This window comes from Providencia sp. PROV114, from assembly GCF_032704305.1.
Lineage (GTDB): Bacteria > Pseudomonadota > Gammaproteobacteria > Enterobacterales > Enterobacteriaceae > Providencia > Providencia rettgeri.
The window spans coordinates 3,830,366-3,845,682 of sequence record NZ_CP120528.1; the positions used below are offsets into that span (position 1 = coordinate 3,830,366).

Below are 15,317 nucleotides of genomic sequence, written 5' to 3' on the forward strand. Positions count from 1 at the left end.
TCATTCGCGTGCCAATGCCTCCGTTGGGTTGAGTTTGGCAGCTCGACGGGCAGGAAAATAACCAAAAACCAAACCAATTAAAGCAGAGAAACCGCACGCTAATAAAACAGGGAACAGAGTAAACACCATCGTAAATTCAGTGGTGAAATAAGAGAAAATCCACCCCGTTAACCATGAACCGACAATACCAATTAAGCCGCCAAGCGAGCAAATCATCACAGCTTCTATCAGAAATTGGTTCATAATATCTTGAGGACGCGCACCGACGGAAAGGCGGATCCCGATTTCATGAGTTCGTTCCGTTACAGAAACCAACATGATATTCATCACCCCAACGCCGCCAACCAATAAGGAAATAGCGGCAATCGAAGTGATCAGTAATGACATAGAATCGGATGTTTTTTGTAATGCATTGGCGAGTTGGTCATCCGACTGAATAAAAAAGTCCTTTTTACCATGTTCGCGTAATAACAAACGCTCAACCTGTAATTCAGCTTGCTGAGAGGTTAAGCTTTCAGGGAAGCGCAGTGAAATAAACTCAATAGGTTTGTCCCCGACCACACGTTGCTGTAACGATGAGTAAGGTACCCATCCCATAACAAAGCCACTCGACATTTTGGGCCCCGGTTTACGGGCAATACCAATAATTCGCCATGGTGAATGGCCAATCTGCACAATTTGCCCTAACGGTTCTTCTTCTGGCTGAAAAAGTACTTCTCGGCTTCCTTCATCCAATACAATAACGGGCTCACTGTCAGCCATATCGAGCGTACTGAATAAACTGCCATGTAAAAGCTGAAACCCTTGTGCCGCAAAATACTCTTCTGAAACACCATTAAGCATGATGGAGTTATCCAAGCCTTTATTAACGACCATCGTCATGCTACTCGCGACGGGAGAAACAGACTCAATCCATGGCAGTTGCTTTAGGCTTTTAACATCATTTAACGATAACGCACGCTCCATATCAGGCCGCTTTGCCCCCCACCCAGTACCGGGACGAATTTCCAGTGTCGTGCTACCAAGCTTCCCGATTTCATCCATGATGGAGCGTCTTGCACCTTCCCCCACGGCCATTGATGACACCACAGAAGAAATACCAATGATAATTCCCAACATCGACAAAAATGCACGCATACGATGACCGAGTAAGGCCCGCCATGCCATACGAATGGACTCAATAATATTGCGCCACACCGATGCACGGCCATTATCTTCAACAGAAGGAAGCTGGTGCCGTTGTTTTGTGTCTGTCTGTGCTTGGTTCTGCTTATCAGAAACAATTTTTCCATCACTAATTTCAATAATTCGCTGAGTTTGCTGAGCGATATTTTGGTCGTGGGTCACAATCACAACAGTGTGCCCATCGAGATGAAGCTGATGTAAAATATCCATCAATGCATGGCCACTGGCGCTATCTAATGCCCCTGTAGGTTCATCTGCAAGAATTATTTGTGCACCATTGACCAAGGCGCGACAAACACTAACACGCTGCTGTTGCCCACCAGATAGCTGATAAGGTTTGTGATCCAAGCGTGTTTGTAACCCTAACTTTTCTGCTAATAAAGCAACTCGTGCGCTCCGCTCATCTTCTGGCATTGCCGTATACAAAGCAGGGATAGCAATATTTTCCTCTGCAGTCAGGTAGGGCATCAGATGATAACGTTGAAAAATAAATCCAAGATATTGGCTACGTAATTCCGCCAGTTGGTCACTGTTCACCTCATGAACCGCAATCCCATTGATAAACACTTCTCCTTGAGAAGGCTTATCTAAACAACCAATGATATTCATCAGAGTCGATTTACCTGAACCTGATGCGCCAATGATAGCGACCATTTCTCCTTGGTTAATTGATAGCGAAATATCATTCAAAACAGGAATAGTTTGCGTACCTGCTGAAAACTCACGGTAAACATGATGAAGTTCAATCAGAGGGCGGGTAAAAGATACATTTCGTGTCGTCGCCATCATTAACTCGCCACATTATCTGATTGAATAACAACGTGTTCACCCTCGCTAATCCCCTCAAGTACTTCGACGAAATGGCGATCATTAATCCCCACTTTGATAGTGCGAATTTCCGGTTTTTCATTGTTGATCACGGTCACTTCATATTGGTTTGCACCTACCGCTCGCCCCAGTGCGCTAACGGGGAGTCGTAACGCATCTTTCGCTTGTGCAACACGAATAAATACTTGCGCTGTCATTGATGTCTTTAATGCACGATCGGCGTTATCGACCTCAAATGTTCCATTGTAATAAATTGCACTGTTCTGTTGCCCCCCAGAATTATTGTTATTTTCATCAAGCGCTTCGGGAGGAATGGGTTGAACATACCCCATGGTACTTTCGTAGTGCGTTTCAGGGTCCGCAATCACATAGAATGTGAGGGGTTGACCTGGGCGAATTTTTTGAATATCCGCTTCCGAAATTCGTGTCTGAACCTGCATTTTATCTAGGTTCGCCAGCACTAAAATGGTCGGTGCTGTCTGTGAAGAAACGATGGTTTGCCCTTCGTTCGCCACAATACCCAGTACTTCGCCACTAATCGGCGCGATGATCCGTGTAAAATTGAGGTTAGCTTGTGCAGTTTGCACGTCCATTTCTGATTGCGTGATTAACGCCTCATTGACATTAACCTGCTGTAATTGCGCCTCATATTGGGCTTGTGCTTGTTCATATTCACTGCGAATACCAGAGCCATCTCTCTGCATCACCACTTGGCGCCGATAGGCTTTGATATACTGTATTAATGTCGCTTCTGCAGCCCGTTTTTGCGCCTGAGCACTGGATAACCGAGCGGTTGCATTTTTGAGCTCAGACTGCTGGATAGTTGGGTCGATTTCTGCCAACAATTCCCCTTTAACTACTTTGTCGCCTTGTTTTACATACAGTTTTTTGATTTGCCCGTTAACCTGAGCCCCTACGTTAACTTGCATTGAGGGCTTTAATGTCCCCGTGACCATGACAACTTTTTCAATATCGCCACGTTCCACCGATAAAATTACGTTTTCATGCAACGCTGGCGCGGGTGATTGCCAAACAAAACGGCCGATCACCACGATCAGCACAAGTAGTGCTACCAACCCACCTAAAATGCGTAATCGTTGAGTCGTTAAACCCAATTTTGGTGCTACGTGGCGAGAGGTCATGAGGGAGTTCCTTCCATTGCCGCTAACAAAGAAGGTTCAGGTTGAGGCGTACCTGTTGTCACACAAGGGGCTTTATTAGGGCTGTTCTCAAGACTTAATTTCCCATCAACTATTCGGTAAAGTGCATCGAAATTAGCCGCCAGCTCTTCACTGTGAGTGACAACAATCAATGTCTTACCTGTTTTCTGGCAATGTGACTGAATGGTCGCCATGACTATTTTCGCCGTTTCTTCATCCAAATTGGCGGTGGGCTCATCCAATAACAAAATAGGACGGGCACTGTATAACGAACGAGCCAATAACAAACGTTGACGTTGCCCAAGTGACAGCGCCGCATGGCTTTCTCTTATTAACGCATTAACCCCACCAGGTAATTGATTAATCACTGCACCGAGAGCCAGTTTATCAAGCAACACTTCGACTCTTTTTTTATCTTTTTCGCGGAAGTTAGGGTCAAATAGCGTGATGTTATCTAAGACGGTCGCATTAAATAAAATATCTTCTTGGCTTTGCAAGCAAACCAATTGCGTAAGCTGCTGCACACTGACAACCTCACCGTTGGACTCGCATACTCCTTGCTGTGGACTGAATAAACCCGCGATTGTCCGTAATAATGTGCTTTTTCCTGCTCCTGACTCCCCAACAATGGCAACCTGCGTACCTGAAGGTAAGTCTAATGACACATTATTTAAAATCGGTTTCGCAGGGTCATAACTGAAATGAATCCCATTGAAAGATAAGTGAGGGGCTTTTCCTAGCACTGCGGCTTGTTTTTCGTGGAATGGCGCGGTGTCCTGCTCACTTTTCTTAGGGAATAAAGAATGGGCACGTGTATCAATAATATGCAGTTGCGACTTATGGATAATCGCATAAAAAATACGCGTCACATAATTGGTGAAAATTTGACGCAAGAAACTATAAGCAAAGAAATCCCCCAAAGAAATTAACTCATTGGCCACCATGGGTAAAACCACTAACATAAAAATGACCATCTCCAAACTACCGGTTAATTGATAGATGCCATCTTTAATTTGTTGATACACATTTCTGCGTTGCATACAGGTAAACAATTCACGGCTTAACCATGCAAATTGCGCCTTACGCTGATTTTCTATCCCTGCTGTTTTTATGGTCAGAATGCCCTGCAGCGTCTCCATAAAAAAGTCATTTAATTCTGCTGATTTTAACTGTAACTGTTGGGTATACCACCGATCACGAATTATCGCCCATACACTAATTAAGCCCATCACGGTAACACCCGCAGCTGAAATAGCTGCTAATACGGGCGCAATCCAAAACATGGTACCTAATGCTATCGCACAAATAACCCAATCCGTTCGTAGCCCGTTATCCAGCTCGATTTTTTCGGTTAATGCCCCCTGCCAAGCAACAAAACGGCTAAACACATCCCCGGGGGCGCGTTTTTCAAAAAAGCGCAATGGATTACTCAATAAACGTGAAAAACCCACCCCGCTTTTAATCAACACAAAGTGTTTTACGAAACGCTCGCTTAGTATTCTCACGCCGAGTGCTAACAGTGTTGCAACCACAAAGGCAACAATGAACCAGCCGTAAGGGAAAATGGCATTTTTAGCGTCGGAAAAAGCTTGGTTGATCGCATTGCTCACCATTGCTGGCATTAAAAATAGCGTTAAAGAAACCAAAAAAGCGAATATCATCAACCAATAAACACCACGAATTTCTGAGGTTTCTTTCAGACTCATTGCATGAGGGGCTTTTTTCCCTGTAGTCCCATCATTTCTGTCTTCTGGTGCGAGTGATTCAATTTTTTCCAGCGCAGTATCTGGTTCTAAAATTAATGCGTAACCGCTGATTTCCGCTTTTAATGCAGAGAAAGGTAACCACTGCTGCCCAATTGCAGGGTTCATCACGCACACGTTATTTCCTTTGCGATAAGCAAGCAGTACAAAATGGCTTGCTCCGTAATGTAAAATAGCGGGAAGTGGTAAGCTATTGAGCTCTTGGTGCTCAAATAGCACTGGTGTCGTCGCAACACCGTAATTAGCTAAAATGGACGAAAGGTCAATCAAAGAAGTTCCATGATCCGATGCTGGATACACCTCTCGCAGCGTTTCAAGAGAAACATTGAGACCTTGAGTTTGTGCTAACATCGCAATACATGCTAAGCCACATTCATTGGTTTCTTCTTGAGAAACAAAATTTGGAATAATATTTTTCATTATTATTTAATGGCTAATAAAATAAAGTGAATGGCTATGCCATAAAAGCCAATCATTGGGATAATGACGAACCGCATTTTCAATGATGGCGGGCATTTGAGTTGCAACATCTTTTGCTGCAACAGGCGGATAAACCTTGATTTTTAAACCGTTTTGGTAGTACAGATGATAAAAAACCACCTGTGCAGAAATCGCACTGGATAAACGCACTACACCATTGTGCAGCTTTGCTGCACGGTTAAATAAATGGCACGATAATTTGCTCGACGCCCCTTCTTCTGTTTGAACCGTGTAATCAGGGGTGATATCAGGAAAAACAATTATATTCTTTTGCCCTGTCGCCGCTTCTGTCATCGCAGTCATTAACTGGCTAGCTAATACTTTATTCCCTTGATGAATAGAACAATACGATAAATTCACCTGCCCTAACTCACGTGCCGAGGCGTTATACTTCTGCTGTTCTGCACTCGACGAAACCACCACCGTCGCATTGCCTGGAGTCACCCCCGCGCCAACCATGGTAGCTAAAACATCAGAAACCATATGCAATGGAGCAAGTACAACGGGGTTATTTTGTTGGTGCAAAGGCGCAACGACGCTATCAAGTTCAAGGGTACAAACTCGAACTTGCGCCATGATTTTTTGGTTTTGTCCCCATGTGGCTGCCTCTTCCAAAATGAAGCGTCGAACAGCTATCCAGCTCATATCAATATGCCCTTTCGTTTCCATTAAACTACGAAAGTTTTCCGTGGCGACTTTATTCCGATTACGATATTGACGACCTAATAAGCCGACGCGACATAATAAATTGGAGACAAATAATACCGATGTGATATAGCCTCGGCGCAATAACAACCGTAAAAAGGCAAGTCCACTATGATTAAGTTTTTGATATCCTTTTTTAAACGGCATCAAACAGTTTTTCACTGTAAATACCGTCCAGACAATGCAAAACCGGATCACCGTAACTCCTTATTGCTTTTGTCTAATAACTCAAGCATATAAGCAGTAAAGTCTGCAAAATCACGGTCTTGATAGACGACATAGCGTTTATTGATAATAAATGCAGGTGTTCCAGTAATTTGATAAAACTTGCTAATTTCAAGCATGTTTTTCAGGCGTTCTTGAACCGCTTGGCTCTCACTGGTTTTTAGGTATTGGGTTGAATCAACATTGTGCTGTTTTAACCATTGGTTTAAGACATCTTTATTAGCTAAATCAAGCTTATCATTGATAACTGCGGTATAAAGATCCTGACGGTATTGAGATTCCACCCCCATCTCTTCCAATGTCGCAAAAATAGGCGCATAGGCAGCAAGCCCCATATTATTATCCATGGCTAAATGCACGACTTTAAAGTTGACGTTCTCAGGGAGTGTTTTTTCGAATTGACTGACATTATCATGATTTACGGCACAATAATGGCAACCATAAGAAAGGACTTCTATGATGCTGTTATTTTCTTTTATTGGACTCAATAGAACTTGTTCATTATTAAATTCAATAAAAGAAGAGCTTTGTGCATCATCATTTGAGAAAGTATTAAAAACAAAAATATGATAGAACAAAACCGTCATGAGTGAAGAAGCGATAATAACAAATAGAGTATAAAGTGTAATAGTTATTGGTTTAAAACGAGTATTCATAACAGTTAATTCCATTCCGGTACGAAAAATACATGGGGATAGCTCCCCATGTATCAATTAATAAAAATCAAATTTAATACTATGGAGCTGTTACATCACAGTTTGATGCACCAACAGCTTTTGCTTTGTATGTTTTATTACCGTGCTTATCAGTACAAGTGGTCACTAATTGGCAAGATTTAACACCACCAACAGTGATGCTCTCGTAAGAATTAGTACAAACTTGTTTTGTTCCACCAACTACAGCAGCAGCTTCGATAGCATTTAACTTTTTCATGTTATTTCCTTTAATATAGATTTTAATTAATAAAACGCCCTATTTATTGATAATTAACACCAATAAATCCTTTAGATTTTTAATTAACACACGAATTACCGCATGAATAACTAAAAATTCAATCCTTCTAATTTCTCATTATTATCAAATAAAAAAATCGCTTTTTCTTTGACGCTTTTTGTTTTCTCTTTCTCACCTAATTCATTTAAAACAAGGATCCAAGAAAAATAAACATTAAGATCTGGGCAAGAACGCGAATAGTTTTCTGCCCAAGATGAAAATAAATTCAAATAATAAGGGTTTTGTGTCTCGTTATAGCGTAATAAATACCCCATATTGAGATCTAATTTGTAACGATCATCGATTAAATAGTATTTCCATTCACTATAATCAGGCTCATTCATTGAAAGAAGATACTGCTGTCCTGTTTTTTCTATATATGTTAAATATTGCTGTGTTTGCAAAGTAAAATACAATAACCCCATGGATAACAAACCACCTAACGCAATAATTGTTTTCGAAAAATACCCTACAAACTTATTCAATGAATATTTTTTAGTTGGAACATCGGCACAACGTATTAACAATATCAATACCACACCATGAGGTATGGATAGCCACAATGGAAACTCTGTCATCATATGAAAAACAATTGGTAACGCAATAACTAAAAAAACATAATTGTTATTTTTATTTTTTAATGAAGAACAAAGTAGATGCACACCACCAATAATAACTAACAATATTGCCGCAATACCAACTAACCCACCTTCAACCATCCAACGCAATATCTCATTGTGTGGATGTGAAATAACCTTTTCACTGGTTCCTAGCAAACCACCACCAAAACGCTCTAAAAATACAGATTCAAAACTACCAACCCCAGAGCCAAATAAAATATTTTCGCTAAATAAATATAAACTATGTTGCCATAGCACCCATCTAATATGTGATGTTTGTAATTTACTTTCAGAAAAGTCAGAAATATTAAAACTAACTTTTATTCCATAACCAATAATAAGACCGATAACAATCGCTATTAAAGAGTAAACAATATATTGACGATGATACTTTGCGAAAAAATAAAAAACAATAACAATTAATAATAAATTTAAATATCCAGTTAATGATTGGGACAATGGCAATACCATGCTCATTAAAATGAGACTCACAATGATAATGGCAAACGCATACCGTGTGACAGTTCTCATTAAAATAAACATGCCTATTGCACTGGCAATACCAACACAAATAAAACTAGAAAGAACATTAACTTGTTGGAATACACCATATGGCCTATCCCCTGATATCGGAAAAAAATTAAAAACCTGTGCTATTGAATATAGACTCTCAATAATAGCAGCAAATAATACACTGCAAACAATTATTTTCAATACAGTTTCTGAAATATTTATTTGCAATAAAGCTTGATAAAAAAACAACGCCCCCAATAACCAATACGCAGTCAAGTACGCATTAAGCTGGTAATTTTCTGGCGCAAAAAAACACAAGCCTAATAATAAGACTAACCCAATCGTAATATAATTACTCGACTTAGAATAGTATAAGGTTAAATTTTTAATTTGTGTAATACTAATCATCACAATAAAAAAAGCAATAAAAAAACCACTAATTATATTGAATGGCAATGACAAACCTGTTCCGCCCATATTCGGCAGATAAATATGCAATATAATGCCAAAAAATATAACGACAAAAACTAAAAGTACCCATGGATAACTTTCTTTTTTATTATCTTTAATTTTGATTGCAAACATCATGTTTCATTCGTTATTGATAATTTAATGTATAGTATGCAGTGCTATAAAAATTCCCATAGGTAATCGTTTCGTTAATTCTCGCTTCTGGCTCAGCTTCGACATAAGCCTTGAATTGAATTTCCGTATCATTTTTTGCCAAATTTTGCGCTAATGATGGCGTATTCAATTCTATGGGTGTTTCATTTAAGTTTAATAACCCAATACCGATTCCGCTTGCCTCACTTTGGTCACTAATCGCAAGATGGTCAGGAAGATTTTTATTTTCAATTCCATTAAAAGTCACTGTCACCGATTTAAATATGGTCGTATTACAATTCGTTAAATGGATTGAGAAAATTAAAGGTTTCGACTTACCTTCTTTATAAAGGTCTTTAACCGAAATTTGTTGAAAATCAACAGGGACCTTCTCACTTCCCGGCGCTATCTGACATGGCGTAGCAACAACCATGCCTCTGAATGAATAGCTTCCCATATTACTCGGGATCACACTTGCACTCACCGACCCTGAGATTAGTAAATATAAGCCAATCGACAATAAATATTTATTACGCTTTATCTGATTATTATTTCGCATGATCGGCCTCATTGGAATTCAGCAAGAATTGTCCCGGTACTTGTAAATTCACCTTCTTCCACGCTGCTACCAGGCGCAGCTATTGGCGCAGCCGTTAAGTTCCAAGTGCCTTGGTTATTGATAAAATTAGGCACTTGATAAGCTTGGTTTGGTCTTACCAAGGTTCCGGTCAAATTATCAGTCACCACAATGCCAAGATTTGTGCGTTTCACACCGTTCTTTAACGTACCGAAATAATCAGGGTTAAAATCCGCGCTGCCTGACGCTCCTGGCAACAATGACAGCTTAATATTTAAATCACCTGTCGTAAAACTGCCACCGGTACATTTAACTGGGATCTTAAAGGGCTGAGCATAATTAGTGCCATTTAACTGTTCACTCGTGTTTGCCACATCAAGAAAATTAATATCTATTGGGTTGCCTTCATTAATCGTACACTCATCAGCAACCGTGATAATTCCTGCCCCTAAAACGACTCGAGTTGATGGAATTGGCGCATAAGCTGTACTGCCATTCGCTGGACTGCCTTTTTTAGCAAAAACCTGCACCAGTTCCGCTTGGTTGATGGTAATGCCATTAATAATCGGTTTTTTCAGTCTAAACGTGATTGTTCCACTCGACCCTGTCCGTAGCTCGACACCATAATCACGGCTATTAACACTCGGTGGTCTACACTCTATTGGGTCAGAACCCCCATTCCACATATCCTTCACTGGAACAGTGACTTTCTGACCAACCCTTCCCCCTATTTGAATTTCAACTTTTACATCAAAATATTCATTAAGGTTCAGGTACCCCGGGTTTTGCATTGATGTAGGAATAGTTGACATTAAATCAAATGTCATTCCTGAATCAGGACCGGTATTCCCAACCCCTCCTGGATTCATGTAGCTTTGGCAGTAAATATCAAAGTAAGGCCAGTTACCCACATCAAAATTGAATACCGTTTCTGCATCCTTCTCATTAACGAGTAATTGATTATTCATTCTCGCTTCGAATGTATAAGTTCCCCCGTCCGGTATAGCGGAACCGTGAGGATAACCTAAAGCAGATAACGGCAAGACCCCTATTGTGAGTAAACCAGCCACAATAGTCATATCTTTTAGTTTTTTGTTGTTGGATACAAACATGGTTATAAATACTCCAGTTTTAGCCTAACTAATCCGCTAAAGGTTCCCGCCGAAACAGACCGTGCTGTAGATTCCAATGATGCATTAAGTGTGATGTTATTATCGCCAGGTTTGATCACCCATGAACTTGTTGGCTGGTTGACCATTAGGTTTTGATGTTCTTTACTAGAAATACGCAACCCGGCACCTCGAATATCACCTGTCACTCGCACCAGATCAGGGTTAAAAAAATCCGCATCTCCCGCAATGCTCAATGAAACAGCGCTTTCTCCCGTCAAGTAATAACGCTGCGCATTTTGAGTTGCTTCTCCGGCAGAATTCACAAATGACTTGGATGCTCCGCGTTGGCAATCTTTGAGGCGAATATTAAATGCAACAGGAGTACTTCTATCGCCAATACGATGAAACTCTCTAGCATTGATTTCACCTAAATCGACATACTGCTCTTGTGTTTCTAATTCAAGAACACAAGGCGATGCATAGACGCTCCCTGTAAAATGCACAGTACTATGTACGTCTAGCAATGTTTGGCGGGACAGCTTTTCATCCGCAATTTCTGCAACTGCGGAGAAACTTCCTAGCCCCAATAACACTATCCCTAAGCACCTAATGTTCATATCAATACTCCTAGCGAATCTGTTGCTCTGGTGGTAACGCTTTACACGTATTTCCGCTACAACTGTATTTAAGTTCTGGATGACCACCATAATCATTCACATACATCATGGTGAAACTCTCGCCTGAACTATTGACCTTAATATCGAGATGCGATTTAGGTGCAATCATCACCCCTGGAAAATCAGTTAGTTTTTTTCCACCTTCTGCCACCGGTTTATTATTAAGGCTAATAATGGTCACAAAATAAGGGGTTGGGTTTTCAGCACGCCAATTATTTCCCTGTTTATAAAATATGACTTGGTCTTGCCAAACTGCACTTTTAGACTCAGGAATAATGGCTGTCGGCCGATAAAATAATTTAATACGCGATTGCATCGCTAACTGTAAAACATTCGGTTTATCGGGTTTTGGCGGAACTTCGCGCACATTTAAATAAAACAGGCTTTCTCGGTCTTGGGGTAACTTATCTATCTCGGCTGTTTTTGAAACACGGGCAACCCCTTTTTGCCCACCATTAATGCGCTGTAATGGTGGCAATACAACTAATGGCGATGTGATTTTTTTCCCATTGGCATCTTCAACCCATGACTGAGCAAGAAAAGGAATACTTGAGCTGGTGTTTGATAAATTAGCACTCGCAGAATTTTCATCGCCTGTAATAATCAGTCGTGTTCTATCCAGTGAAATACCCGCATATGATTGCCCTACGCCAACCATCATAACTAGCAAACCACCTACCCATTTATTTATACGAATCGCCATTTTCTCTACCTTATAGAATACTTTTTCAAACTGTCATTACATTATTGGCAAGGCAGCAAAACTGACATACCCGAATTAATTTTTTCAGGCAGTTGAATTTTACATTGCGCTTTTCCGCCCCAAGATACCGTTAATGTTTCTTTAGGATTTACTGCCATCAAATACGCCAATCCATTTTCCATCAGCATGGCAATGTTAATGCCATCAGCGTTTGTCACATCAGCACCAAATGGAGGTACCGTATCGTTATAACGAATAGTTGCTATGAGCTTTTCACCTTCTGCAACATCAAAGCGCTGATAACCTATTGCGCCTTCTGTTAATGTCGATGTTGCTATCGCCTTATTGGTATCAACGTTATTTTTTAACTTATCGACATCAATACGCGTGTCGAAGCTGTAATAGCTGACAATATCAGGCACAACAGAAATACCGGCCCAGTTAGTTCGTGTTTTTTCATGGTTAAACGGCACGCCACCAACACCGTTGGTATCGACCATAATTCTTGCTGTATCCGTTGTACCGGTACTGTTATGTAATGCAGCTCCATGCTTGGTAGCAGTGAAACCACCGCGCAATGTCCCGTTGATCGATGCCGTTTGTCTTTCTTGATAGCTGACATTAGTATTAACTTCAGCAAGTTGCGTCCGTTTTTGATAATATCCATCAAACCGTACGCGATCATCACTGCTTCGACCGGCTCTAACTCGCCATAAGTTATTCATATCCCTATTGTCACTGTAAGACAGCATGTGGCTGGTCTTACTGCCACTATTTTGCAAGTCATATCCCGCCCAACGGCTATCACCAACAGGCACTGAAACCGAAAGTGAAATGCTATCGTCACGTCGACCCCGATAGTCAGAACGGTAGGCCGCAATATTGGTTGAAACACCATTGATGCCCATTAAACGAAATGTTCGACCCACAGATAAGCCATATCTATCTTGAGATGTCTGGTCCCAAAAGGTCTGATGGGTATACGTTAAGAATACTGTTGTTCTCCAATCAGGATCATCAGCCCAAAAAGTTTTATTCCCTGTTACGGTATACATCTCTTTTTGACGGCCAATACCCAGATATTTGTTTTCACGCTCATCTAAATATTGCGACAGTGTTCTAAACTTATCCTGCGAGAAGCGGTAACCCGCAAAAGTAATCGTGCTGTTAAGTTCATCAAATGACTTTGAATAACTCAGGCGATAAGAAGAACCCGTTTGCGTGTTATCACCTGGCATTCGGCTAATGGATTGTGTGACATCCGCAGAAAGTGCCCCAAATACAGATAAATCACGGCCTAATCCAGCAGATATAGCGGTATAATCCCTACCCGCAAAAAGTAGACCACCAATGAGTGACCAGTTATTGCTCAGCCCCCAAGAGAAATCTCCCGTGGCAAACATTGGCCCCTCAGGCTTATGATTAAATCGTGATGGTTTACCGACCGAAGCGTTATAACGCACATAGCCCGGACGCGTTAAATAAGGGATATTTGCCGTATCAACTTGAAAAGTCGATACCTCACCGTCATCACCTTCAACTTTGACATCTAGGGTTCCACGAATTGAACTTTGCAAATCCTGAATACTGAATGGCCCCGCAGGTACCGTCGTTTCATAAACGACACGCCCAGCTTGGGTTACAACAATTTTTGAATTGCTTTTCGCAATACCATTAATCTGTGGTGCGTATCCTCGCAGATTTGGCGGTAACATACGCTCATCACTGGCAAGGTTAAAGCCAGTGAAACGAATCGTGTCAAAAACTTGAGAATTTAAATAAATTTCACCCAGTGTCAGCTTAGCCGCCATGTGGATCAGAGGGCGATATGCATAAAACTGGTTCCAATCGAATTTTCTATCGCCACGCTCGTTATAATTAGCTTGATAATCAGCTCTAAAGCGCCACGCTCCTAAGTTAAACCCGGTTTGGCCATATGCTGACAATGAATGCTTATTCGTATGTGTCGTCAAAGAACGTGAAATTGACCCTGTCAGGTTATAATCAAATATAAGGCCTGAAACCCCTGAATCCCAACGCTCAGGCGGCACCCAACTAGGATCGGAATATTTCATCCATGCTTGTGGAATAGTGATATCCAGTTTGCCTTCATGATTATTAATTTTAACACCTGAAATAGGTAAAATATTTGAACATTCAGGAGATATGGCTTGGATTTTTTTTAACGCATCTTCTTTGAGCGCTAACATTTCAATTTGCTTAGGGGTAAAACAGACTAATGATTTTTCACTATCTTGAGGATCGGTAATATAAGTGACCTTCTGCTGCGACAATGATTGTCCATTAATATAGACATCCAATAAATAAGTTCCTGGAAATACGAAGTTATCTTTAGAGAATCGAGTTAAATCAATATTGTTACGATCACCAACATCTAATACGTCAACATTAAACTCAACAAGATCATTTGCAGACATATTTGGTGAATAGCAAAGTACTGCAATATATATTGCAAATAGTTTTTTTATATTATTTATATTTCCATTTAAAATAATCATTTTAGTTACTCAGTATTCACTCATTAGGCTAGAGATTTAGCTCAATTCTCTTTTATATGTAATTATTATTAGTTTTAGAAATAATCCATTCTAAATCGTAGAACTCCTGCGAAATCACCTGCCTTAATATGCTTTTGATAAGCAACTAAAATTGCAGTAAAATCTAATCTATTACGCCCTTCTAATAATGTGTAATCCGGCATTTTTCTATTAAGTTTAAGTATTTCACCGTGAGAGTCCCTAAATTGAATTCCAAACCCTTCTGAATCACCACTCACTTGTAAAAGTTGATCATCATTAACAGAGGTTCCCATCATGGTTATTTGCGCGCGCGATGCACTACCTTTGTCATTAGAAGGCAACGTACATCCAACAAGTTTTATAGCAAAATTCTTACTCACCAACATATTGACTTCAGGCGTGATTTCTCGGGCACTGATTTCCCCAAAATTAACCCAAAGCTCTCGGCTTTCAGGATCAATCGTGCATGAAGCTTCTATTAATTCACCTTGCATTACAATATCACCAGGGGTGTTATTGCCGGTCATTCCCCAACTTAATAGAGGCCATAACAAACTAGAGCCTAGTGCTATTTTTGCAACCCGAATTATCATGGACAATACCATTTAGTTATTGGTAGATTTTATTAATGCG

General features: G+C 40.5%; 13 protein-coding genes. All 13 read right to left on the bottom strand.

Annotated features, from left to right (window positions below; all coding sequences use genetic code 11):
- The 13 genes from P3L37_RS17210 to P3L37_RS17270 all read right to left on the bottom strand — a co-directional run bounded on the left by P3L37_RS17210 (position 1) and on the right by P3L37_RS17270 (position 15,277).
- Entirely contained in the window at positions 1–1,974 is a 1,974-nt protein-coding gene (locus P3L37_RS17210; protein WP_109912778.1) for an ABC transporter permease, read from the bottom strand.
- Positions 1,974–3,155 (bottom strand): efflux RND transporter periplasmic adaptor subunit, encoded by a 1,182-nt coding sequence (locus P3L37_RS17215; RefSeq protein ID WP_004907670.1) that lies wholly within the window; start codon positions 3,153–3,155, stop codon positions 1,974–1,976. Before P3L37_RS17215 ends, P3L37_RS17210 begins: the two co-directional genes overlap by 1 nt.
- A complete protein-coding gene (locus P3L37_RS17220; protein ID WP_109912779.1) occupies positions 3,152–5,356 on the bottom strand; it encodes a peptidase domain-containing ABC transporter in 2,205 nt (734 codons plus the stop codon). Before P3L37_RS17220 ends, P3L37_RS17215 begins: the two co-directional genes overlap by 4 nt.
- Before the next feature lie 6 nt (positions 5,357–5,362).
- Positions 5,363–6,319 (bottom strand): ABC transporter, encoded by a 957-nt coding sequence (locus P3L37_RS17225; protein ID WP_110731620.1) that lies wholly within the window; start codon positions 6,317–6,319, stop codon positions 5,363–5,365.
- Positions 6,316–7,002 (bottom strand): thiol:disulfide interchange protein DsbA/DsbL, encoded by a 687-nt coding sequence (locus P3L37_RS17230; RefSeq protein ID WP_227024193.1) that lies wholly within the window; start codon positions 7,000–7,002, stop codon positions 6,316–6,318. Before P3L37_RS17230 ends, P3L37_RS17225 begins: the two co-directional genes overlap by 4 nt.
- 79 nt (positions 7,003–7,081) lie before the next feature.
- A complete protein-coding gene (locus tag P3L37_RS17235; protein WP_004907658.1) occupies positions 7,082–7,279 on the bottom strand; it encodes a DUF4762 family protein in 198 nt (65 codons plus the stop codon).
- A 110-nt stretch (positions 7,280–7,389) separates the two neighbouring features.
- Positions 7,390–9,060 carry an O-antigen ligase family protein gene (locus P3L37_RS17240; protein ID WP_110731618.1) on the bottom strand — a complete coding sequence of 557 codons (1,671 nt, stop codon included), beginning with the start codon at positions 9,058–9,060 and terminating at the stop codon, positions 7,390–7,392.
- Between the two features lie 10 nt (positions 9,061–9,070).
- Complete coding sequence (locus tag P3L37_RS17245) at positions 9,071–9,634, bottom strand: fimbrial protein (RefSeq protein ID WP_004907651.1); 564 nt, start codon at positions 9,632–9,634, stop codon at positions 9,071–9,073.
- Positions 9,635–9,642: 8 nt separating this feature from the next.
- The gene (locus P3L37_RS17250; protein ID WP_004907648.1) at positions 9,643–10,764 is read right to left on the bottom strand and encodes a fimbrial protein; all 1,122 of its coding nucleotides are present in this window, start codon (positions 10,762–10,764) and stop codon (positions 9,643–9,645) included.
- A 2-nt stretch (positions 10,765–10,766) separates the two neighbouring features.
- Positions 10,767–11,381: a fimbrial protein gene (locus tag P3L37_RS17255; protein WP_110731617.1), complete on the bottom strand. Its 615-nt coding sequence runs from the start codon at positions 11,379–11,381 to the stop codon at positions 10,767–10,769.
- A 10-nt stretch (positions 11,382–11,391) separates the two neighbouring features.
- On the bottom strand, positions 11,392–12,144 hold the full coding sequence (locus P3L37_RS17260; protein WP_109912784.1) for a molecular chaperone: 753 nt from the start codon (positions 12,142–12,144) through the stop codon (positions 11,392–11,394).
- A 41-nt stretch (positions 12,145–12,185) separates the two neighbouring features.
- Positions 12,186–14,663, bottom strand: a complete 2,478-nt coding sequence (locus P3L37_RS17265) for a fimbria/pilus outer membrane usher protein (protein WP_110731616.1) — start codon at positions 14,661–14,663, stop codon at positions 12,186–12,188.
- A 74-nt stretch (positions 14,664–14,737) separates the two neighbouring features.
- Positions 14,738–15,277: a fimbrial protein gene (locus P3L37_RS17270; RefSeq protein ID WP_004907638.1), complete on the bottom strand. Its 540-nt coding sequence runs from the start codon at positions 15,275–15,277 to the stop codon at positions 14,738–14,740.
- Positions 15,278–15,317: the final 40 nt, after the last annotated feature.